Origin of the sequence: Caldalkalibacillus mannanilyticus JCM 10596 (assembly GCF_000615945.1) — a bacterium.
Lineage (GTDB): Bacteria > Bacillota > Bacilli > Caldalkalibacillales > JCM-10596 > Bacillus_AT > Bacillus_AT mannanilyticus.
In genome coordinates, this window is sequence record NZ_BAMO01000047.1 from 14321 (window position 1) to 36646 (window position 22326).

The 22326-nt window shown below is 40.2% G+C and carries 20 protein-coding genes and 3 pseudogenes; 2 read left to right on the plus strand and 21 right to left on the minus strand.

The genetic code is table 11. From position 1 onward, the window contains the following. Window positions 1-114 precede the first annotated feature (114 nt). The 18 genes and pseudogenes from JCM10596_RS30935 to JCM10596_RS20465 all read right to left on the minus strand — a co-directional run bounded on the left by JCM10596_RS30935 (window position 115) and on the right by JCM10596_RS20465 (window position 18637). Complete coding sequence (locus tag JCM10596_RS30935) at window positions 115-1305, minus strand: IucA/IucC family protein (protein WP_267879721.1); 1191 nt, start codon at window positions 1303-1305, stop codon at window positions 115-117. Then, window positions 1233-1763: an IucA/IucC family protein gene (locus tag JCM10596_RS30940; RefSeq protein ID WP_267879722.1), complete on the minus strand. Its 531-nt coding sequence runs from the start codon at window positions 1761-1763 to the stop codon at window positions 1233-1235. The genes JCM10596_RS30935 and JCM10596_RS30940 overlap by 73 nt, the downstream gene beginning before the upstream one ends. Then, window positions 1658-1951 carry a hypothetical protein gene (locus JCM10596_RS30560; RefSeq protein ID WP_234410586.1) on the minus strand — a complete coding sequence of 98 codons (294 nt, stop codon included), beginning with the start codon at window positions 1949-1951 and terminating at the stop codon, window positions 1658-1660. The genes JCM10596_RS30940 and JCM10596_RS30560 overlap by 106 nt, the downstream gene beginning before the upstream one ends. Continuing rightward, window positions 1911-3158, minus strand: coding sequence for a type III PLP-dependent enzyme (locus JCM10596_RS20400; protein WP_025028691.1), 1248 nt, complete (start codon window positions 3156-3158; stop codon window positions 1911-1913). The genes JCM10596_RS30560 and JCM10596_RS20400 overlap by 41 nt, the downstream gene beginning before the upstream one ends. Continuing rightward, window positions 3148-3933 (minus strand): HpcH/HpaI aldolase family protein, encoded by a 786-nt coding sequence (locus JCM10596_RS20405; RefSeq protein WP_025028692.1) that lies wholly within the window; start codon window positions 3931-3933, stop codon window positions 3148-3150. The genes JCM10596_RS20400 and JCM10596_RS20405 overlap by 11 nt, the downstream gene beginning before the upstream one ends. Continuing rightward, complete coding sequence (locus JCM10596_RS20410; protein ID WP_025028693.1) at window positions 3930-5714, minus strand: IucA/IucC family protein; 1785 nt, start codon at window positions 5712-5714, stop codon at window positions 3930-3932. Before JCM10596_RS20410 ends, JCM10596_RS20405 begins: the two co-directional genes overlap by 4 nt. After that, window positions 5689-7377, minus strand: coding sequence for an IucA/IucC family protein (locus tag JCM10596_RS20415; protein WP_025028694.1), 1689 nt, complete (start codon window positions 7375-7377; stop codon window positions 5689-5691). The genes JCM10596_RS20410 and JCM10596_RS20415 overlap by 26 nt, the downstream gene beginning before the upstream one ends. Continuing rightward, on the minus strand, window positions 7346-8173 hold the full coding sequence (locus tag JCM10596_RS30565) for an MFS transporter (RefSeq protein WP_234410587.1): 828 nt from the start codon (window positions 8171-8173) through the stop codon (window positions 7346-7348). Before JCM10596_RS30565 ends, JCM10596_RS20415 begins: the two co-directional genes overlap by 32 nt. Further along, the gene (locus JCM10596_RS30570; protein ID WP_234410588.1) at window positions 8106-8720 is read right to left on the minus strand and encodes an MFS transporter; all 615 of its coding nucleotides are present in this window, start codon (window positions 8718-8720) and stop codon (window positions 8106-8108) included. The genes JCM10596_RS30565 and JCM10596_RS30570 overlap by 68 nt, the downstream gene beginning before the upstream one ends. 72 nt (window positions 8721-8792) lie before the next feature. Further along, window positions 8793-10137 (minus strand): annotated as a pseudogene (locus JCM10596_RS26755) (diaminobutyrate--2-oxoglutarate transaminase). A 32-nt stretch (window positions 10138-10169) separates the two neighbouring features. Next, window positions 10170-11156 (minus strand): ATP-grasp domain-containing protein, encoded by a 987-nt coding sequence (locus JCM10596_RS20430; protein WP_025028695.1) that lies wholly within the window; start codon window positions 11154-11156, stop codon window positions 10170-10172. Between the two features lie 135 nt (window positions 11157-11291). After that, entirely contained in the window at window positions 11292-12335 is a 1044-nt protein-coding gene (locus JCM10596_RS20435; protein WP_025028696.1) for a FecCD family ABC transporter permease, read from the minus strand. After that, window positions 12332-13345 carry a FecCD family ABC transporter permease gene (locus tag JCM10596_RS20440; RefSeq protein ID WP_025028697.1) on the minus strand — a complete coding sequence of 338 codons (1014 nt, stop codon included), beginning with the start codon at window positions 13343-13345 and terminating at the stop codon, window positions 12332-12334. The genes JCM10596_RS20435 and JCM10596_RS20440 overlap by 4 nt, the downstream gene beginning before the upstream one ends. A gap of 79 nt (window positions 13346-13424) precedes the next feature. Beyond that, on the minus strand, window positions 13425-14438 hold the full coding sequence (locus JCM10596_RS20445; RefSeq protein WP_025028698.1) for an ABC transporter substrate-binding protein: 1014 nt from the start codon (window positions 14436-14438) through the stop codon (window positions 13425-13427). Window positions 14439-14554: 116 nt separating this feature from the next. Beyond that, window positions 14555-15382: a helix-turn-helix transcriptional regulator gene (locus JCM10596_RS28280; RefSeq protein ID WP_025028699.1), complete on the minus strand. Its 828-nt coding sequence runs from the start codon at window positions 15380-15382 to the stop codon at window positions 14555-14557. A gap of 276 nt (window positions 15383-15658) precedes the next feature. Then, complete coding sequence (locus JCM10596_RS20455; RefSeq protein WP_025028700.1) at window positions 15659-17098, minus strand: FMN-binding glutamate synthase family protein; 1440 nt, start codon at window positions 17096-17098, stop codon at window positions 15659-15661. 127 nt (window positions 17099-17225) lie between these two features. Next, complete coding sequence (locus JCM10596_RS30575) at window positions 17226-17369, minus strand: hypothetical protein (protein ID WP_234410589.1); 144 nt, start codon at window positions 17367-17369, stop codon at window positions 17226-17228. Between the two features lie 26 nt (window positions 17370-17395). Then, window positions 17396-18637 carry an MFS transporter gene (locus JCM10596_RS20465; RefSeq protein WP_081792125.1) on the minus strand — a complete coding sequence of 414 codons (1242 nt, stop codon included), beginning with the start codon at window positions 18635-18637 and terminating at the stop codon, window positions 17396-17398. A 51-nt stretch (window positions 18638-18688) separates the two neighbouring features. Between JCM10596_RS20465 and JCM10596_RS26770 the strand changes: the two are divergent. After that, a pseudogene (locus tag JCM10596_RS26770) lies at window positions 18689-19554 on the plus strand (LysR family transcriptional regulator). A gap of 82 nt (window positions 19555-19636) precedes the next feature. Then, window positions 19637-20311, plus strand: coding sequence for a peroxiredoxin (locus JCM10596_RS20475; RefSeq protein WP_025028702.1), 675 nt, complete (start codon window positions 19637-19639; stop codon window positions 20309-20311). Between the two features lie 31 nt (window positions 20312-20342). On the opposite strand, the gene JCM10596_RS20480 is transcribed toward JCM10596_RS20475, so the two are convergent. The 3 genes and pseudogenes from JCM10596_RS20480 to JCM10596_RS28940 form a co-directional block, all read right to left on the minus strand. Next, a complete protein-coding gene (locus JCM10596_RS20480; RefSeq protein WP_025028703.1) occupies window positions 20343-21062 on the minus strand; it encodes an SDR family NAD(P)-dependent oxidoreductase in 720 nt (239 codons plus the stop codon). A gap of 586 nt (window positions 21063-21648) precedes the next feature. Beyond that, complete coding sequence (locus JCM10596_RS20490; protein WP_025028705.1) at window positions 21649-21975, minus strand: hypothetical protein; 327 nt, start codon at window positions 21973-21975, stop codon at window positions 21649-21651. Window positions 21976-22149: 174 nt separating this feature from the next. Beyond that, window positions 22150-22326, minus strand: a pseudogene (locus JCM10596_RS28940) (ATP-binding protein); the annotation flags it as partial.

Below are 22326 nucleotides of genomic sequence, written 5' to 3' on the forward strand. Positions count from 1 at the left end.
ATTAAGAATATTCACAAATATTCCTATATTTACATAATATTTAATTGGTAGTTTTTAGTCCATAGCAAAAAATGTCGTTTAATATTTTTTATTTTTTTGACCCCCTCAAATCTCTCATAAATGACGGATAAAATAAAATGGATTGTAGCCTATGCCTTTTCCTGATGGCATGGCTCCCGGTACACCATCTGCTTCTAATAGCGGACGAATGATTAACTTTACGGGCCATTCTTCTCTTTCAAACAATTCATAGTGTAATATACTGCGATCTTCTTCGGGAATATCAATGGTTTGTAGGGCTTCTTTTAATTTCGTTTCTGTAATTTGCCAAAGGAGTTCTTCAGAAATCGAATAAGCTTCTGCTAATGCCTCCATGATGGAAGCAAGATTTACTTGTGTTCCAAGTGATTGAACGTAAAAGATCAATTTTTCAATCGTTTCATTGTATAAGCTATTGGAATAGCCTGGCCGTATATGATATAGAGGGTCTTTAATATCGTGCTTCTCTAAATAAGGTGGGTGAAGCCGCACAGAATCATGATCTCTAAAGAGGAGTCCCTTGACTTTGTTTTCCTTTACTACTACACAGCAATTTTGACCATGTATTTCCGGTAGGATTCCTACTTTACATAATCTCATCGTAATATCATAAAAGGTAGTGGCTAGATCCTTATAGAAAGAGAGCACATCTTCCTTAGAAAGGTTCTCTCCCAGAATTTCCGCGAGAAAATGAGATTCTGGAAGACGTACTCCTAAAGAAGACATAGGAATAATTTTGTATCCCTCTTGCACAATCTCTTGTGGGTACACTCTAAGTTGCGCAGCTAAATGGCGAGGATGGTCATCAAAAAGCCCCATCGATTCAGGCATATACCCCCACCAATATTTTTCCTCACATAGAAATACCCGATCGACCAGTGTTGGATCACAAGCCACTGCTTGTCGAAACATTTTCTCTCCTGCCATCCCGTTTAGTAGCTTTACCACAGGCAAATACCTAGCAGCCCCCAATGATGTCACGCTAATAGGTAATTTGAGCATGGTGGTAGATGGATACGGTGAGGTGAAGGAACGGACCGAAGAGGTAGGGAAAAACTCCCCTACTTGTAGGTCTAAAAGGATGATGGTTTGATCTTCTATTTCCTTCCTGAATTGAGGTAAAATGATGTTTTTCAGCTGCCATGGATGGACGGGGATGATCGTATATTGATCCCTTCCTATTCCTTTTTGCTTTAATTCTCGCTCAATCTGTATTTTTTGAAGATCATTGAGTACATCCAATGCCTCAACTTGATCATCAGGCATCCTTTTACCACTGAGTGATTTGCTATAGCCACCCAATTCAAGGAGGTCTTCTGTCCAAATTCAGCCATGTACTCCTGATAATCTTGCCGTGTAAATCCTATTTTGGCTTTGGATGTTGGATGAAAAGGGCGATCCCGTAAGGAAGCAATCATTTCTCCCTTCACATACCAGTCATAGGCGGTCTGAGGTATAAAGGAAAGCCCTTCTTTCATTTTGGCGATACTTAGATTTAATTGCTCTATCGACACTTCTAGCCCTGCTAAAAAATCTCGAACTCCCGTATGAGAATACGCCTCTTCGGATAGTGTACGCCGCAAGACAAACTGACAAAGATCAAGGGGAGAGTCAGTGGCTAGCCACTGGTTCTTTTCCCTTTTATAAATAGGCGACTGGGGGAGCCACTGGTAGCCTTGTCTACATCCTTTTTGCAGCAAAAAGCATAGTTCATCTGTATACACCCAGATTGGCGCATCCTCCCTAGCTGAGTGAAATACAACTGTTGTACTTCTAAGGGTGCCTGTGAAAGCTCCTTGATCGTATCTTCATGGATAAGAAGAAACCGCTCTGCTATAAGCGCATTGATGAGATCTGTCATGATTTGCTGTTCAGCCGTTAAGGATTTGGAATGAGTCGTTGCTTTTTTCATCGTGATTCCCCTCCGTTATATAATAAAATTTGGGATGAGGATGACCCAAAAAATCATGATGAGAAATTGTCCAGCAATAAGCACCAGATTTCTTAAAGATAAGGGTATCTCCAACACGTAACCTTTCCACTAATGCATTTGAATGAAGACAATCTTTTGGGGTACACAACTCACCAACAATGGTTACACCCTTCTTGGTAATTTCGGGTCGCTCAAAAGGATAGAGCCACCTCTCTTGAGGAACAATGCAAAACGGGTGATTATGCCCCCATGAGGCTGGCAAACGATTATGATGAGTCCCTCCTCGGATAATGGCAAAGTATTGATCTTGGGAGAGCTTCAGATCAATGACCTCCGCTACATAATAACCGTAATCGGCAACGAGAAATCTCCCTGGTTCAAAAAAAAGCTGTGTATTACCAAGGCTTTGCACTTGTTCACTCTGAGCTAACAAAGAGGTGAAACACTCCCAATCAAATTCTGGAGTATCATCATAAGAAACGCCAAAGCCACCCCCTGCATTAATAACTTGAATGTCTAGTCCATATCTCTTCTTCCACTCATCAACTTTCTGAAGGTAATAATGAATCATCTCTACATGTAATGCTGCCTGGAGATTATTCGATAAGGAATGAAAGTGAAACCCACATAAATGAGCATGTGTATTTTCCTTCTCTTTCAAAAGAGATAAAGCATCTTCTATTAAATATTCATCCATTCCAAATGGACTAGGGCGCCCTCCCATGGTAATCTTCGTATGAGGTAAGGTATTGGTTCTCAAGTTCATCCGTAATAACACTTGAGTAGGCTGTTGTTCTCTTTTCGCTAATCGAATGACCTTTTTCAATTCTAAAAGACTTTCTATGTGGAGATAGGTCACTTTTTTCCTGATTGCCATTTCAAGTTCATCATCTTTCTTGCCAGGTCCTCCGAATAAAATAGGAACACTCTCAGATACCTCTCTTACTTTATTCAACTCTCCTATGGAAGCTACCTCAAACCCTCTGACTAGCGGTAGCAATGCCTGAATCATTTTTGGATCTGGATTCGCTTTGATCGCATAGAACAGACTTGTACTGACAGGCAGCGCTTTGATTATGCCTTGAACATGCTTTTGGAGCCCTTCTAAATCATAAATATACGCACATAGTGGCTCACTGCTTTGCTCCTGCAAAACATGAATCCACTCTTTGACTTTAGGATTCATACTTTCCTCCCATCACGCTTCGATAATCCTTTACTTTTTGTTGATAGGCTCGAAAGGCTGTATTCCGCTCATCGCCTAAAACAAAAAGATGAACGCCTCTTTCCACCCATTTTTTATGCTGCTCTAGGCTCCTTGAAACCACCGCATATGGAACCTGACAGCGCTTGGATACGTTGTATAATTCCTCTATATGTTTTTCCACCTCTGGATGATGGAGCTCCCAAGGGACAGAGAGAGATTGTGAAAGATCAGCCGCTCCTTCTAACACAAAACTAATATTCGGGGTAGCTAGGATGGATTCACTATTCCTTATTCCTTCAACACTTTCTATCATGGGAACAATCATAATTTCGTTATTAGCTTCTTCGATATACTCTTGTAAAGAATATTTGGCAAAGGTTCCGGGACGACCGCTGTTTAAGCTTCTCTTTCCTATCGGATGATAATAGGCATATTGAATGGCTTGTTCTAGCTGTTCCTGCTTCTCCACATGAGGAATCACAATTCCTTGAGCCCCGGCATCCAAGACTTTCAATATTTCACTTCGCTCCACTTTGGATATTCTAACAAGTGGCGTTAGCTCTACTAGCTCTGCCGCGCGAATCAATTCTTCCACTGTTTCCATATTTGTTGAAGCATGCTCATAATCAATAATGACAAAATCATATTCAGCATGACCAATCATTTCGACGATAATGGGATGTGGAATGGAAACAAATAAACCGTAAACTGGCTCTCTCCTTGCTATTTTTTCCTTTAGCTGATTTTTTCTCATAGTAAGGATTCCTTCGCTAGTAATAGAGGATTTTTATTTTTCACTTTACGAAAATAGAGTTCACTATCCCCATAAATGCGTCGCTTTGTCATTTCTTCTATTAGCGCATTTTCAGAAAATAAATCAAACATAGCAAAACGCTCTTTGTACTCTGGATGATCTTTTTGGTATGTGATAATCACTTCTGCACATTGACGCCAGAACTCTCGTTCAGACAGTCCAAACTTCTCCAGAGCAAAACAAAGCTCTGTCATGCAGATAAAAAAGAAGGCATCAAATGTATAATCCCTGACCTCAGATACATGCTCTGTTTGGAGAAACGAATATCTGTTAAACTTCCGATGAGTTTCTGGTTCAGGATGGAGCAAAGGAGCCCATTCAGGCTGTAATAGCTTCGCAGGGGTATAACGAACCCCATCATGCAAATCTTTAATGATGATACGCTTAGGCAAATGATTCTCCACAACAAGAAGGATGTTTTGAGCGTGCGATTCTAAGGCAATCCCATGAGCATACAAAAGGTGAATAATAGGCAGTGTGACCGCTTGGATCAGTGCCTCACTCCATCCCTTAATCCCGTGCTGAAGAATCGAGTCTTGGATAAATGGCTCCCCATTTTTTTGTACATGCTGTATAGCATTAAGGGGCCAGGCTTCTTCTTGTTCTTCAAGATAGATCGAAATATTCTCTCTATAAATAGCTCCTAAGGTTCCATAGGCTAAGCGGTAATGCACAGGTGTCAAGCTATCGTATCGGTAAGAAATCCCCATGATTTCTCGTAGTATCTGAAACCCTTCTTTTTTCAATAGTGGGTCATGTTTAATAATGTTCTGAAGCCAGTCACTAATTAATGGGGCATTTTGCGTTGTATGCTGTGCGAGAATTCGACTTGTTGAGGTATTTGTCATGCTTAGTGAAAGTTTAATATACGGAGCAGACGGATTTGTACGATGGGATAATGAACGAATTGATTGCTGGGCTCGATAGAAAGGAGTGGATGCTCCTAGAACAATGATATCTTTGTCCGCTATCTGCTGAATAAAAAGCGCTTTAAGACGATGTTCAAATTGCCAGGGATGTACAGGTAAGAAAATATATTTTTTATCACGAGCCTCTTGCTCTTTTAGAATATGTTCAAATGCAATCTGGTCTTGATCTGTAACATGCTGCTTGTATATTTCATCAAACGAGTGATCTGTAGAAATTGACACGTCGACTAATTTCTCGTTTACGGCAACCCAATAGACGGATACCTCTTGATTAAATTCAGGACCGTAGGAACCGTTATCTGCCAGCGAAAAACCAATTCTCGATTTATAGCTTGGATGATATGGATGTCCATCTACCATATGACTTTCTAGGGCTTCGTAATGACGATCCTGTTCTGGAATTTGATCTACTTGGATCTCCTTCGATTGATAATCCTTGGCTAAGGTTTCTATTAATTCATAAATAAACTGAGCAGTATAAGCTCCTTCAAGATGATTCTGAATGACTTCTTCTAGAAATACGTACAGATCTGTGCAGAGCGTCCCTTCCCTGTTAATAGAGTTTGGTTCTACTTTTATTCTGCCGAAAGACCATTTTTCCTCTGCCCGACATGAATAATGGACCTTGCTACCTTCTGAACTTTTTCCTGTAAATAACCACTCTCGATCCGTTCTGACAGCCTCAATCACTTCTTCATACAATAAGGCTTCTAACGTTTGACGCATGATTCTATCTTTTACTTCCTCTATCAGAGATAATTTTTCTTTAGACAAGCAATCGGTTGTTTCCATACGTTCCACTCCCTATTTTCTTCATGACGTTGATTACCGGAATATAAGAAGGTGCTTCGCTTTTTCCTGTAAGGCAACTCATCATGTTTTGTTTGGCTCGAAAGGTTTCTGTCGTTAATAGATGAAGGATATACTCTGAATTCTTCTTTTGGTATTCCTGAGCGAGAACCTCACATACAATCTGCCAAAAATGATCCTCTTCAACATGGATACTTCTCGCTATAGCATGAATAAGTGATCCCAAATGATTCACAATAAAATAGTAGGATGTCCGTGCCCAGGTTTCCTCCTTTTGATAAAAAAGAGGCCCTGTCGTATTGATATCTTCTGCTACCTTGGTCTGATCCACACTTACACCTTCCAAGTCTCGAATAATAAACCTATGTGGCATGCCGTCTTTAAGTGTAACTAATGAATTTTGTAAATGGGCTTCAAAATGAATCCCTTTCTCTTCGGCAATACGAACCATAGGTACAAGGGAGATTTCCAAATACCGTCTAAACCATGCTTCCAGCTTGTTGCCTTCCATTAAAGAAAATAACCGGGCGGCTTCTCCTTTTGCAGGGACTTCAATTAAACTAGAAAGGACATAGGTGGAGCGAACATCGAACTCAATCGGGCGATAGGCAATCGTAAATAGTTTGGTCAGATCATCATGAGCAAAGGAACAAGTAGCAATCCCTACCTCGTAGGAAACCTTGGTAAATGGGGCTTCTCCAAAACAGTTTCTCTCTATGAGATAACGGGTTGCATCCAACGTTCTTCTCATTTGTTCTCTTGTATTGTTTCTCATCATATTTGTAATTTGGATATTCAAGGATAGCTTAAGGTTACAGTTCATTTCTGGAATATAAACTGTGCGTACCGAAGAGGTCGGATACGCCAATGGTCCCAATTGACCAAGAGGAACCAATTTCCCTGCTTCTATATATTCGCGGACTTCTTGAATCGTTTGAACATGCTCATATTGCCATGGATGAAGAGGGAGAAGCCGATACCCTTTTTCTTTCTCTCTCAAAACAGCCTGTACATACTGCTGAACTTCTTCATGCACCTCGATTCTTTTTTCTTCAGCCACCCATTCTTCCTGAAAAACATCTTGCCTCACAGCCACATAGCATAATTGAAATGAGGTACGAAGCTCAGGGCAAAACCTCTTTACCTCCTGATCTGTGAAGCCCAATGTATTTTTGGGAAAAGGGTGAAAGGGATGACCGTATAGCAAAGATTGCTCAGAAGAGAGGTAATCTTCTACCTGATGAGAATGGGAATGCTCCAAAAATAACATCATCTTCTGATAGCTATTCTCTACCTTAGAAAAAAAGTTTGTTGATTGTTCCTCTGAAATAGATGGGTTTATTTGCTTTAGCTCTGTAATGATCAATTGAACCAAAGCAGTATAATCTAGCGGCTTTCCCTTGCTGAGGTCAAAACTTTCATATTCGTGCTCCCCTATCGCTGAATAGTAGGAAAGCTTTCCTGATAGGACAACATCACTTGCTTTAAAATAAATGGAATAGATCTTTTCCTTGGGATGGATGAAAAATAAGTTCGAATGTTTAGTGCTAAATTCTCTAATATAGCAGTTTAATAGTGTCTTACAAGTATGGATATTGGCTTGTTCCTGACTACTAAACCGCGGACTGTCTTCTATTTCCAGCATCTATATCCACCTTTCTCCTATTCTTCCTAACAATAAATAAAACCAGGGGTAACGTCGCGAACAGTAAACAACCTAATGCGATGCATTCTTCCTTTAACGTCAACCATTTTGCAGCTTCCATCGTTTCTCCGGATTGGACCATGCTCTGCCAGCGAATATCGTAATATAAGGCTAGAAGCATGACTGTAAATGAAGAGAATAATCGTTGTATGGTATTCGATAAGGCAGAACCTTCATGCAAGTCCTCCTCTGGTAGGGCGTTCAATCCAATGGTTGTAATGGTCATGTCAGATAACCCATTCCCCATTCCTCTAAGCGACATAAGGAGAACAAGAACAAAAAGGGGAACTTCTTGTGGAATAAAAGCAAATAAAGAGATCGAGAGGGTCATGAGCACAATGCCATAAGCAATAAAATACAAGGGTTTTCCTGAATCAAGAAAATAACCGCCAATCCAAACAAACAGGCTGGTAAAGATAGCAGTAGGGATAAACATTGCTCCTGTGAGGGAGGGAGAGAGCTGAAACACTTCTTGAAACATCAATGGCAGAACAAAAATAACTCCAAACATCACAGCATCCTGCACCGCAGAAATCATAACCGAAAGTGCATAGATGGGGTTCCGTAACAAGGTATAACGAATGAATGGCTCCTGTTTTTCATTCTCTTTCTGAATAAAACGAACCAGCATCATCACACCTGCTATGAGAAATAGGCTAGCGCCCCATTTAGAAATGGTCTGACTGGAGAAGAATTGAATACCTAAGCTTAGTAACGCAATACTGCAAATGATCAAGATGATTCCTTGGAAATGAAGGTTTTTTCTTTTCAAAGGAACATAGGATTGGATTTGAATGGTGCACCATACCAATGACAAAAGAGCAAAGGGAAACATTTAGCCAAAATAAATGCTTCAGCTCCCCCACTTGAATGATCACTCCTCCTAACGTAGGACCAATCACTGTGGCAATCGTTAACAGCATTCCCCATACTCCCGTTACTTTCCCTCGTACTTCTGGTTCGTAGAAATCAAATAATAAGACTAAAGAGAGTGGAATCATGATCCCTGCCGCCACACCATGCATAAATCGGACGAGTAGAACAACCTGTACATATTGGTAGCATAAGCCACCCAGTATAGAAAACAGACCAAATAACCCAATACCTAATAAATACGTTTGCTTTCTGCCTAAACGATCCACAATCAGTGAAGTCAACGGCATTGTCATTGTCATGGCGACAATATAGAGAATCATCATCCAGCTAGCCAAAGTCGTTGATATATCATACATCCGAACGAAAGTGGGCAGTAAGATATTAAATGCACTATTGGTCAATACCAAGGAAAAAGCACCTAGAAAAATCGCCAATAAAACAGAAATGCTTCTTCCATTTCAAAAGAAATTCCATTCAGCTTACAACATGGAAATCGATTCCATTACAGATTTCTCAAAGATGGACAACACTTCTGCTGTTTCCTGTTCAGTAATCGTTAGAGGAGGTAAGAAACGCATCACTGCCGAATGACGACCTCCTACCTCAATAATTAAGCCATTCTTAAAGCATCTTTCCTGAATAGTGGCAGCCAGCTTTCCGCAGGTGGATAATGTCCTAAGCGGTCTTTATTTCCTTGCGGATGAACAACTTCTACTCCAATCATTAAGCCCCTTCCACGTACATCTCCAATTTCTTCATACTTTTCTTGTAACGTATTCAACCCTGCAAAGAATTGTTCACTACGCGCTTTCACGTTGTCCATAACCTGGTTTTCTTTTATATACCTTAACGTAGCTAATCCGGTAGCCATGCCTAATTGATTCCCACGAAATGTACCAATATGTGCTCCAGGATTCCATTGATCCAATTCTTCTTTATAAATCACCACCGACATGGGCAAGCTGCCTCCAATGGCTTTGGAACTAATAATGACATCAGGAATAATCCCTGCATGCTCAAAGGAAAACATTTCTCCTGTTCTTCCAATCCCTGTTTGTACCTCATCTATAATCAAGGGAATCCCTCTTTCCGCAGTCATGCGCCGAATCTCTTTTAGCCACTCAATATCTGCTGGTATGGAGCCACCTTCTCCTTGAACAGTCTCTACGATCATTCCGCAAGGGGATGCGATTCCACTCTCACAATCATCTAGTACATTCTCAATATATTGGGCACTAATTTGAGCTGTTTTCCCTTCACCTACCCCGAAAGGCAACGGTATTCATAGGGAAAAGGCAGAAAGTGAACATCAGGCAGCAGGCTTTGTAAATGCTGTTTTTTGCTTAAGTTTCCACTCATGGACATGGTTGCTTGAGTCGATCCATGATAGCTCCCTTGAAAAGCCAATATGGATTTTCCTTTCGTCGCATTTTTCACTAGTTTTATTGCCGCTTCCACTCCATCTGCACCCGTTGGACCACAAAATTGAATCTTGGTAGTATCTCTTAACGCTTCAGGTAAGATAGAGAAAATTTCTTGCATAAATTCAATTTTTAGAGGGGTGGCTAAATCTAATGTATGTAATGGAATCTGCTGTTTTAACACATCTTCTATCGCTTTCACTACAACATCATGGTTGTGTCCTAATGCTAATGTGCCCGCACCTGATAAACAATCATAGAAAATCTTGTCTTCTGTATCTGTAACCATCATCCCTTTTGCTTTTTTGATCACAAAAGGAAAATGCCGAGGATACGATTTTGCATTGGATTCCTTTTCAGTTTGAATTTTTAATAACGGATTCTCCATGTTCAATTCGATCATTATGAGCCGCTCCTTTTTCATTTATTCACCTGTTATTCATTGACCACATACTCTAAATAAGCCTTGATAACCTCCCTAGAAGTCCCTTGAGAAGGAAAAATATGATCTATCATATCTGGTAAGGCATTTACTTCAAGTATCCCTCCATGACTCTGAGTCAGTGGAACACTGATGTCTTGGCATCTGATATCAATTCCAGCAACATCGATATCTAACGTTCTAGCCGCCTCAATGGCAAGACGAGCATTTTCAGAACAAATGTCGTCTGTTCGATCTACTCTCATTTCGCTAGCTAACACATTTTCACTTGTGAATAATTGGACTCGCTCCCCTTTTTCAAGGACATCTTGAATCGTTTTTCCCTGTTTTTTTAAATTGAGCAGCAAATCCGTAGATTCCAGCTCTACCTTTTTCATTGCTTCAAACTCCCCCACATTGTGCTGTCTGCGAGAATTTTCATTTAGTGTATGAATCAACTGCTCGATGGTTGAAGTACCATCTCCTTCAATATAGGCGGGCTGATACTCTAATACGCCTTCAATTCTTCCATCAATCACTAATACTCGATAATCATAGCCGGCAATATATTTTTGAACAATCACTCGATCACTATGAGAAGCTGCTAGCTGAATGGCTTGAATCAATTGATCTTCTGTTTCGATTCCTAGAGTAACCCCCACACTACACTGAGCATCAAGAGGTTTTACAGCAACAACCTTGTATGTATTCAAAAAACGAACAACCTCATCACTCATCTCGGAAACGACCCTATACTCTGGGATGGGCAAGCCCACGCTTCTTAACAGAAAGTTAGAAGCATCCTTGTTTTTGGCTAATAGCCCTGCAACCAAGGTCAACTTATGAGATCTGGTTTTATTAATCAGCTTCTTTTTTCCTTGGTAAGAAAGTTCTAGAAAATCCTCGCAGCCCAGAAACAAAGGCTTACACTCTATCCCCATTTCTCTCGCTTTGTCGATAATCAGCTTGTTATGCAGGTTTTGAACCATCTCGTGATTCACACTAAAACCTCCCCCTTTAAATGAAAATGATAATCAATATCACTTAACTACTCATCCACAGAATATAGGATTTTAATAAATATTGTCAATACTATATTAAAAAAATAGGAAAAAGAACCTAATATAGGTCCTTTTTCAGAAATGATTTCTATTCTTAATTAATAAATAAAGAAAAAATGGAGCTCCCACACCCGCCGTAAAAACGCCAGCAGGAATATCCAGAGGGTAAAAGGCTGTTCTGGCAACTAAATCTGCTGTAAAGACAAGGAGACTCCCCGTTAAAGCAGATACGAGCACTAAGCTGCCAAATGGTCTTCCTACTAGCTTTCGAGCGATATGTGGGGCAATTAGTCCTACAAAGCCTATAGCCCCAGCGACAGATACAGCAACCCCTGCCAACAAGACACTAAAGAGCAGGAGTAAAAAGCGATGGCGCTGCACAGTGACTCCTAGTCCACTAGCCACATCATCCCCAAGCTCCTGTAAAGTAAGGCTTCGTGCAAAATAAAGCACAAAGGGAAGAACAACAAAGACTATAGTCACAATCATAGAAACATCTCTCCATGAAGCAGCGTATACACTTCCTGTTAACCAAATATACGACTTACTAGCTGAAAAGAAAGGGCTCATCACCAGCATAAAGGTGGTTCCAGCACCCATAATGGCAGACATTCCAATTCCAATAAGGACAAGTCGAATGGGGGTTACACCACTACTCCAGGAGAGAACATAAACAAGGATGGATACAAGAAGAGCACCCGTTACCGCCGCAAGAGGCAATAATTTAATACTGACCACTCCACCTAAAAAAGTAATAAAAGCCACAGCTGCCACCGAGGCTCCACCCGTAATCCCAATAATATCTGGTGAGGCAAGCGGATTCCGAATAATCCCTTGTAATATAGCACCTGAAACGCCTAAGGCAGCCCCCACAAATAATGAAACGAGGACTCGTGGGAAGCGCAGCGTCTGGATAATATAATCATATTCCCCAGAACCTACTCCCAAAATCGTTCTGATGACCTCCACCGGAGAAATCATGGTATTTCCGATCCCCGTTCCAACCACACCCGCTAGAACAACCAGAAAGGACAAAAGAAAAATAACCCTGACTGATTTCCTCTCTACCTGTAGGGAAATAGATTCTTTTTTATTACGGAAGGTGATATTCTGCTTCATATCTTGGAGACCCCCTTACGAGCAATATAGACAAAGAAGGGACCACCAATAAAGGCTGTCATAACACCGATTGGAATCTCTTGAGGCATAATGACCAATCTGGCTACAACGTCAGCGGACAGTAACAAAACAGCTCCAAGAACAGCTGAATAAGGAATAAGCCAGCGATAATCGTTGCCGACAAAGGCACGTGCAATATGTGGTACGACTAGACCAATAAAACCAACCGCACCTACCACTGCAACCGAGCTGCCGGCTAAAAGCACAATCATAACACCCATCACTGCTTTAACTAGAGCCGTGTTTTGCCCCATTCCTTTGGCAATATCATCCCCTGTCATAAGAAGGTTAATGGCTCTGCCCATAAACAGAGAAACGAATCCTGCCACAAGCATAAAAGGGATAACAGGAAGCAGCATATCGAGAGTACGCCCGCTAACCGATCCTGCTAACCAGAATAAAACATCCTGTAAACCTGTTTCATTTAAAACCAGCATGGCTTGTGTAAAAGAAACAAATAGAGCAGATATAGCTGTACCCGCTAGCACCATCTTGATGGGTGTAATGCCGTCCCTCCCCATAGAACCCAAAAAATAAACACTAATAGCTGAAAGCGCTGCACCTAAGAAGGAAAACCACATTAAATGAAGCAAAGAGGAGATCGATAGAAAGACGATAGCAAAGACAACAAAGAAGATAGCCCCAGCATTAATTCCAAGAACGCTTGGTGAAGCTAAAGGATTCCTTGTTAAGGCCTGCATTAAAGCTCCTGCTACAGCTAAGCTCGCTCCAACAACCATTGCAATCACCGCTCGCGGTAATCGTTCTGTAAAAATAATCATATGCTCAATCGAAGCTCCATCATACTCGGTAAAAGCTTCAACAGCCAGAGACCATGTAATCGGCGTTCTGCCAAAAATAATACTAGATACAAAGGAGGCTATTAATAGAAATAGGATAAAAAATAGACCCCCTACTTTTGTTTTTGTTCTTAAGAAAAGGTGGAACATATCCTCACTCTTTCATCAATTAAAATAATGACCAAAGAGAGAGATGGCACACTCGTCCACTCTCCCTCTACACTCTAGACTATTTGTTTAATTCGAAGATTTTATATAAATCATCTAACATTAGATTCGCCGTAATATATCCTCCGGCACTATTCCAGACCACTTCATCCACCTGAATCACTCGATCATTCTTTACAGCATCTAAATTTTTCCATAGAGGATGATTCGTCCATTCCTCATAGGTTTTTTGAATAGCTTCCGTTTCCGTACCCGAGTTGAAATTAAAAATCATATTGGCATTCATATCTGGAATACTCTCTTTGGAGGTTAATTGCACACCCCATACATCCTCATCATGACCCTCAGGTCTAGAAAAACCTAGCTCATGTAAGATTTTACCTGCATAGCCCATGTAGAAAATACGGGCATGATCCGCTCTAAAGTTCGTTATCGTAACCTCCAATGGTAAACGATCGCCCATCTTTTCTTTGAAATCTACCACTCGCGCATCCCAGTCAGCTAACAATTGATTTGCTTGATCCTCCATATGTAAGGCTTGCCCCATCAATTCTACTGTCCCTTTCCAGTCATACAATACTTCTGTCATCACAGTTGGTGCAATTTCTGACAATTGATCATAAATATCTTCATGACGGATTTTAGAAACAATAATTAAGTCTGGTTTCAGCTTATAGATTTCCTCTAAATTAGGCTGCGTTTCTAAGCCTAATAGTTCAACTCCTTCAAGATCCCCTCTTAAATACTCATAGATTGGTTTCTCAACCCATGATTCAACAATCCCTACAGGCTTCACTCCAAGTGCAACGGCAACATCTGTCGCACCTTGGTATAAAGTAACGATTCTTTCAGGAGAACCCTTTATTTCTGTTGTTCCCATAGCATGTTCAATCACACGAACCTGTTCGTTTGCATTTGCTTGTTCTTCCTTATTTTCTTGATCTGCTTCTTCAGTAGCTTCCTGATTCGTATCAGCTGTGCTTTCAGCAGGTTCACTTGTACCGCATCCAGTAAGCACAAATATAAATACTAGAAGCACCGAGAAGATAAATACGGACTTTCGTAATCTAGACATTTCTTTCTCTCCCTTTTTTATATCAGATTTTGTTGATATTTATTCTCATTATTAATCATACGCAAGTTTAACCATAATAAAAATGGACATTTACGTCCATTCTTTGTACTATTCCGTCAAGATGAAGGAGTTTTTGATTTTTTTATGTAGGCAGTCGGTGAGTATCCCGTCGTTGCTTTAAACTTTCGACTGAAATAAAACTCATCATGAAATCCAACCTTTTGAGCAATTGCACTTAGTTTATCGTCCGATAGAATCAGGAGCTGCTTGGCTTTTTTCATGCGAACCTCTGTGACATAGTCCATAGGGCTTTTGCCAAGCTCTTTCTTGAAGCAGCGTGAATAGTAATCCATACTCACTCCTGCCATCTCAGCAAGCATTTTTCGAGTGATATTCAGTCTGTAATTATGTTCTATATACTCTTTTGTTAGCGCTATTGCCCCAGGCAAGTCCAGTGCTTCATTGTGCATGCATTCATGAAATAAGAAAACAATCATTTCCTGAAAGCTGCTATTCGCCTTAGCCTTGCTCCAGGTATGCTGACTATGAAATTTTTTCTCGACGTCATTCACCATTTCCATCAAAAAATGAATATTTTTTACCGACAATTCTTCTGGACAGCCTAGCTTTCTTAACGCTATATATCGAGCATCTATTACTTGAAGGGGGGTAAAGCTAATCAGATAATAATGCACACGCTGATCTGCATGAAAAGAAAGAGTCACTCGAGAATCGGGAGACCATATATAAACCTTTGGGCTATCTACATCGTATCTTCGTTCATCAATTTCAATGTTTCCCTGTCCCTCCATACACACTAATATCACATGGAAATCTCGATTATACTGCTCAGGAGTGACTTTAGCTGAATGTACATGTGTCATTTCTTCTAAGATATAGAAATAAGACGACAACTGTTCAGAAAGAGCCTTATCGTTAATCATTGGCTTCGCTCCTCTCATTGCTAATGTGGCAGGGGACGATCTATTTTTTGAATGACTTATATCTGTTAGTGATAATCATTTTCAATCATAACCCTATCTTACCAAGGCTACTATTTATCGTCAATTTGTGAGTGCAGTAGCTTTCATTTATAAAAAAGTGGAACGATGAAAAACAAAAAAAACTGAAGGGATATCAGCTGATACTCACCTTCAGTTCTACATGTTTATTTTACGGTTATTGTTTATCCATGAATTGCGGTTACTCATTCATTTACTTTAATGTAAGGGCTGTTCGGTTCGGGAAGTAGGGGGTTGATGAAATGGAGACGGTGGTTCTATATTGGGTGTTCCAGTCCATCTGCGATAAAAAGCTTGTTGCTCCTCTGGAGAAATATATCCCAGCTCCACACCAAGTGCAATAGAAAGAAAAGGGTCTAAAGTACACATATCATTTCTCGATACATCCATTAAATTTGTCCTGCCAAGTGAATAACAGACCAGCTCCATTTCATGAACCATTGAGTTAAGGAAATGAAAGACGTGTTTGGCACTCCTGTCTATATCCAAATCATCTGTAATCTTAGCATTATACACGACCAAATCAGTTGGAGGTTCAAAAGGCAGGGTTTTGGTCATCTGATCCCCGACAAGAGCCATCATGACAGCTGTTCCTAAATACACGGCATCCGCACCAAGTGCCATTGACTTTAAGCAATCCCCTGGTGTCACAAGCCCTCCGGTAGCCAGTAAACTAACCTCAGTCTTCAAGCCTTTTTTACTCAAAAATTTGGCTGCTCTGGAAACAGCATAAAGAGTAGGCAGGCCCAAATCATCTTCCAGTATGGGGGCAGCAGCATGAGTGCCCCCTTCTGCCCCATCAATCGTTATAAAATCGACTCCCGCTTCTATCGCAATTTGCATTTCCTTCTCTAAGTGATGTGTTGCTGCGATTTTTAGTCCAACTGGCACACCTGCTTCAACTTGCAGCTTTCGAACGAGAGAGATAAATTGATCTTTATGATCGACTCCTGGAAGCCTTGACTTAATCAAAGCATCCTCACCTTCACGGAGCTCAAATACCTCTCTATAATATTTTCCGATATTTTTGGCAGCTGTTCGTTGAGGTGTGGAACCCTGAGCCCCCTGCCCTAATTGAATTTCAATGGCATCTAAGCGCTTATACTTTTCTGGCGTGTTTAACCACCCACCACGATTATATTGACCGATCAACTTAGTCGCTGCTTCTCTCTCTTCTTCCATTAAGCCTGCTTCTCCTGTATTTGTCGCTGTTCCGATCATAGAGGCTCCTTTTGCCAAAGCAATTTTGGCACTTTTACTTAAGGCTCCTCCAAAGGACATCGCGGCTATCATGAGTGGGATTGAAAGAGTCAGTGGTTTCTTAGCTCTTTTTCCAATCGTTACGGCTGTTGATATTGGAACATTTTCAGGAGTCGGAAAACGCTCTAAATGAACAGGATTAAACAACAGCTTTTCCCAAGGAGAAAATCTGATATGACTGCCTAACGGTCTCCCCGGTGGAAGACCTTTGGAAGAGCGCATGATAATTTCCATCAGATTAATGGGTCCAACCTTTTTGGCAATCGGAATCATTTCAAATAAGTTTTCGGTATATTGATCTCTTGCTAGTCGCTCTAATGCTTTATCCACTACTTCATTGGCAATGCTTCTTGTAAAGTTGCTCATAAATTTAAACATGCTCTCTCACCTTAATGTGTTGTGGACGTATTTTGCAGTTCATTTATTTTTTGACTCAATGCCAAACAAATATGTTTAATCTCTCCTAATTGACGGGCTGCACTTTGCTCTTCAACGGCGATTTGATTTAATTTATCATCGCTATATTGGTTAACTCTTTAAAATGTTGATTTTCAATCACGGATAAGGTTCCTGCTATGGTCTGTATTCGGTTTAACTCAGATAACAAATACTGATACGTATGGCTTGCATCTTGGGTGTCTTTTACCATGTTCGATTTCCACCTTTACCATATATTTAACATTCTATAGTATGGTCAATCGTTTCAGCATTTATGAAATTGAAAGAATATAAAATCGAAAGAAAGGCAACAAGCACCATCACACCACTGATCCAGCTTATATGTGCAATTGAAGTGTAGCCTATCACTCCCCCTCCTAAAGCCGCCCCAAGTGTCATTCCTATATTCATTAACGCCGTATTATAGCTAAGAATGATTTCGGAGGAAGAAGGGTTTAGAGAAATGAGATAAAATTGTTTGGCAGGTGTTGTTGTCCAAGCTGCTACTCCCCAAATCATCAAGGTCAGGAAAACTCCTATAGTCGAACCTGATGTAAATGTTAAGGCAAATAAAGCACCCGCATGAATAAGCAAACTGAAGGAGATCGTCCACTTCGCTCCCCACTTATCTACGGCAAACCCGCCAAAACGCGAGCCAATAAAGGCAAAGACCCCTAAAGTGAATAACGCTGTGCTAATCATTTCTATGGAAAAACCAGCAGACGTACTTAAAAGTGGAGCGATATAGGCAAACACCATGGTATACCCTAGTATCCAAAAGAGCGTTGTTACCAGCCCGCTAAATAATCGTTTATCACGAAGCACAAGCCATTGCTGCTTGAGCGGAAGGGGAGGATTCCCTTTGATCTGGGGCAGGGCTTTGTTTAAGAAAAATAGATTAAAGAACGTGACAATGGCAATCAAGAGATAAACATAGCGCCAATCCATATAGGCTGCTATAAGCGTTCCTATGGGGACCCCTAATACTAAGGAAACCGTAAATCCAGTAATCACTGTCGCCATCGCACTCCCCTTCTTTTCTGGCTGAGAAAGCTCAGCAGCATAATTTGTAGCAAGAACAATATACAATCCACCACTCGCTGCCATGATAACCCGAGATATCATCAATAAGACATAAGAGTAGCTAAAAAAAGCGATGAGATTCCCCAAGATAAAGACAACGATCGAGTACAGCAGAACTTTTTTCCTTTCAAATTTGGCAGTCAGCATGACCAAGACAAGAGCTCCTAGTGCATAAGATAGAGAATAAACAGTGATCAGCTGACCTGCTAAGGCAATGGACACATGCAGATCATCAGAAATAATCTCTAGAATTCCAGAAACGACAAATTCGGCTGTCCCTGTGACAAAAGCCCCCAGTGCAAGTAAATAAATAATGAAACGATTCATCTTCTTCATTTTCTTTCTCTTCATCTCCTTATCATATTGGATATCCATTGCTTTCATTTTAGAAGTCATGATACCATAAGTAAAATTGATGTTTTTAATAAAGGAGATGAGTGTTTACTCATGACATTGGCTCGCTTTGAAATTTTCGCTAAAATTGTGGATCTAGGCAGCTTTACCAAAGCATCTGAGGAGTTAAATATGACCCAATCTGCTGTCAGTCACGCTATCGCTAGCCTCGAAGCCGAATGGGGAACATCTCTATTGATCCGTGATCGGAAGAAAGGCATTGCTCTTACGGAGGTTGGGCAGAAAACACTCATTCATATTCGAGAGATATTAAATAGAATGGAAAAAATCAATCAAGAATTGGCACTCGCAGCGAATGTAGAGATTGGGACTATACGAATCGGAACCTTTGCTAGTGCTTCGTCTTGCCTCTTACCCAAGATTCTGGCAACATTCGAGAAAAAGTACCCCAAAATTACATTTTCTTTTTTCGAAGGGACCTATGAGGAAATAGAAGAATGGTTGCATACCGGAGTCATTGATCTAGGCTTTGTTGTTGAACGAGAGAAAGGAATGCCATTTGATATGATCCCGCTACTTCAAGATAAAATGGTAGTCGCTTTCCCTCCAGCTCATAGATTTCATAAGAAGAAGCTTATACACATCGAAGATTTAAAAGAGGAGCCCTTCATCATGCCGAAGGGGATGTATCAAAAGCATGTAGAGGAGCTATTTGCTCAAGCCAGTATAAACCCCTGTGTTCGCTTTGAGGTACAAGACTGTAACACGATTGCCAATATGGTACAAGAAGGCTCGGGATCACAATAGGTCCAGAATTGTTTCTAAAAACTCAGCAAAACATTCAAATAGGCTACCTGTCGATATCAAAATGGCGGACGATTACCCTCGCTTGTCCCTCAATAGCAGAAGCCTCACCAGCCGTTCGAGCATTTCTAAATGTAGCGAAATCTTTTTTATAAGGTTATTATCCTTTCCACTTCACAAGGACAAATATAGGCGAATATATATAGGGATGATTTTATTGTGAGGAGGAAAAGGATAATGGAACATGTCCACAGAACGCCCCTCGGCATTGGTGACCGTCTTCCACAACTAGAAGTTCATACAACACACGGAAAAATTGTCTTACCAACGGATTATGAAGGACGCTGGTTTATGTTATTTAGCCATCCAGGGGACTTTACCCCAGTATGTACAACAGAGTTTGTTTCATTTGCCAAAAACCAAGCGGCATTTCAACAGCTGAATTGTGAACTAATTGGACTCTCTATAGATACTGTATTTGCTCATATGAAGTGGATCGAGTGGATCCAAAGTCATTTAGGTGTTAGTATTACATTCCCGATCATAGCAGACGAGTTAGGAGTTGTAGCGCGCCGTTTAGGAATGATTCCTCAAGAAGGGGCTACTCGAACGGTACGTTCTGTATTTATTGTTGATCCAAGTGGTTCCATTCGATTAATTCTTACTTATCCTAGTGAAGTTGGGCGCAATACCAATGAATTACTCCGTGTTCTAAAAGGATTACAAACAGCCGACACTTATAGGATTGCTACTCCAGCCAATTGGCCAAATAATGAGCTCATTGGAGATCGAGTCATTTTACCACCTGCAAATACTGTGATGAAAGCTAGAGAACGTCTTGAGCAAGCAGCAGCGAATCAATTCGAGTGTTTAGATTGGTGGTTCTGTTATCAAGAAATACCGAATAAATAAGTGAATTCATAGATGCTATTTTTACAATGGCTTATGCATTCCTATCCAACATCGCTGGTATATTGATTTCTTTAACACATGATGCTTTTGACAGATTAGCTACCGTCTTTACCAATGAAACGATATCCTGAACGGGAATTCTCTTGCCTTTATAGGTGGTTAATACCTTTTCTAAGCCTTCCTCATAAGGTATTGTTGCTGCGATATTACCGGGGTTTATACACGTTACACCTATCTCATATTTCCTTAGATTCTCACGCAAGGAATTACCAATGCCACGCATCCCGAATTTAGAAGCCACATACGTCACTTGTTTACTTTCGTTATTTTCAATACCATCAGCAGATCCTATCAAAATAATCTTAGCATTCTCCGATTTTTTTAAATTTGGAAGTAATTTTTGAGTACAAAGGATGGCAGACGTTGTATTTACATGCATGATGTTTGTGATATCTTTAGGATCATCTTTCTCAAAATCATAATGATCTTCAAACCCTTCTTTCTCCCATATCCCTGCATTATATATGAGAACATCAATCGGTTCATCTTTCATTGCATCAGCAATATGATTACTTGCAGTACTTAGTGATAAGTCAGCCTCAATCCAATATCTATGGACGCCATCATTCAGAGCCAAACTCACAGGACGGCTCCTAGAAACCATCCAAACATGATCTCCTTTCTCGGGTAGCCCTTTTACGAAGGCATCTCCTAATCCTTTACTGGCACCTAATACTACAAAATTCATCATGTTTCCCCCCATTTTTAACAAAAAGTAAGTTTCAGCATTTTAATCTACCCATACTATAACATCTAATATTTAGGCTAAACCTCAATAAAAAGGCTGATGTTTCCCTCTAACTTTAGACTGATAATGACATACCTTTTGCTAGTAACTCATCTCTTCCATTGGATAGAGAACTACTTCTCCTAATCTTGTGGTTCTCATTCTTTTAGACATAAAAAACACCCCTTTAGATAACCATATCTAAAGGGGTAAAACAGTTTAACTTTTTATAAGCATCGCAACTTTATTTCAAAGCCACAACACTGTAGCTTTGAAATAAAGTTTGATCAAAAGTGAGCTGCAAGCGTTGATTTTACAATAGAAGAAACCCACTCATTTTAGTCTTCGATTATCAGGAAATTCTCATGGTTGTATCGTATAAAATCACTTATTCTCTTAATAGTAAGACGAGCTGTTTCATTAAACTTGATATGCAAAGGATTAATTGATTCTGAAAGTTCCCCAGTACTGTCAAGATCCTCACGTGTAACAGCAAACTTCTCTAAAGTATTGGGACAATTATATTTTTTAAGAACTAATTCAGTTTCTTCTAGGAGCAGATACATGGGCTCTTCCCCAAAATACTGTAATCCAGTTTTGATTGCTGACCAAATTTTAGGTTGGGCAATAAAATAGGCACTCCACCAATAGAACTCACACTTTGATTCAATTGCATGATCATAATATACATGAAATACAAACAAGCTTTCTGTCCAGTGGTTAGCTCTTTATAAAAAAGTTCTTTTGATATGGAACTATTTTCTGGTTGTTTAGCCATTCTTTTTTTATACTCCAGAATCAACGGTTTAAAACAAGCATTAAGCAAGGCTTCATCAGCTAAGAAATCGAACTCTTGTTTTTTAATATGAATTATCATCAATTATCACTCCTTAAATCAATATACAGTGATTAGAAAAAGAATCGGTGTAGTATATACAATACTTTACAGTCCTTTTTAATAAAGAGGATTCAGTATTATCCTTAACTTACGTTTCCGTGTTTTGTTGTGTAGACGTCAAGCCTAATTTTACACTTTTTGCTCATTTCCTTTTTACACTTCTGCTGAAAATATGCTCATTCGATTTCTCATACGATGACTTTCCTCATCCTCTCTACCATGAATGACTTCCACTCGATGGAGTAACCGATCCAAAATGGCTGTCGTAATGCTTGATCTCCAATTAAATTCCCCCATTCATCTGGACTTTTATTCGAAGTCAGGATAATC

Coding starts and splice junctions, on each gene's coding strand:
- JCM10596_RS30935 (WP_267879721.1), bottom strand. CDS start 1,305: ATGCCTGATGATCAAGTTGAGGCATTGGATGTACTCAATGATCTTCAA.
- JCM10596_RS30560 (WP_234410586.1), bottom strand. CDS start 1,951: ATGAAAAAAGCAACGACTCATTCCAAATCCTTAACGGCTGAACAGCAA.
- JCM10596_RS20400 (WP_025028691.1), bottom strand. CDS start 3,158: ATGAATCCTAAAGTCAAAGAGTGGATTCATGTTTTGCAGGAGCAAAGC.
- JCM10596_RS20405 (WP_025028692.1), bottom strand. CDS start 3,933: ATGAGAAAAAATCAGCTAAAGGAAAAAATAGCAAGGAGAGAGCCAGTT.
- JCM10596_RS20410 (WP_025028693.1), bottom strand. CDS start 5,714: ATGGAAACAACCGATTGCTTGTCTAAAGAAAAATTATCTCTGATAGAG.
- JCM10596_RS20415 (WP_025028694.1), bottom strand. CDS start 7,377: ATGCTGGAAATAGAAGACAGTCCGCGGTTTAGTAGTCAGGAACAAGCC.
- JCM10596_RS20435 (WP_025028696.1), bottom strand. CDS start 12,335: ATGAAGCAGAATATCACCTTCCGTAATAAAAAAGAATCTATTTCCCTA.
- JCM10596_RS20440 (WP_025028697.1), bottom strand. CDS start 13,345: ATGTTCCACCTTTTCTTAAGAACAAAAACAAAAGTAGGGGGTCTATTT.
- JCM10596_RS20445 (WP_025028698.1), bottom strand. CDS start 14,438: ATGTCTAGATTACGAAAGTCCGTATTTATCTTCTCGGTGCTTCTAGTA.
- JCM10596_RS28280 (WP_025028699.1), bottom strand. CDS start 15,382: ATGATTAACGATAAGGCTCTTTCTGAACAGTTGTCGTCTTATTTCTAT.
- JCM10596_RS20455 (WP_025028700.1), bottom strand. CDS start 17,098: ATGTTTAAATTTATGAGCAACTTTACAAGAAGCATTGCCAATGAAGTA.
- JCM10596_RS30575 (WP_234410589.1), bottom strand. CDS start 17,369: ATGGTAAAAGACACCCAAGATGCAAGCCATACGTATCAGTATTTGTTA.
- JCM10596_RS20465 (WP_081792125.1), bottom strand. CDS start 18,637: ATGACTTCTAAAATGAAAGCAATGGATATCCAATATGATAAGGAGATG.
- JCM10596_RS20475 (WP_025028702.1), top strand. CDS start 19,637: ATGGAACATGTCCACAGAACGCCCCTCGGCATTGGTGACCGTCTTCCA.
- JCM10596_RS20480 (WP_025028703.1), bottom strand. CDS start 21,062: ATGATGAATTTTGTAGTATTAGGTGCCAGTAAAGGATTAGGAGATGCC.
- JCM10596_RS20490 (WP_025028705.1), bottom strand. CDS start 21,975: ATGATAATTCATATTAAAAAACAAGAGTTCGATTTCTTAGCTGATGAA.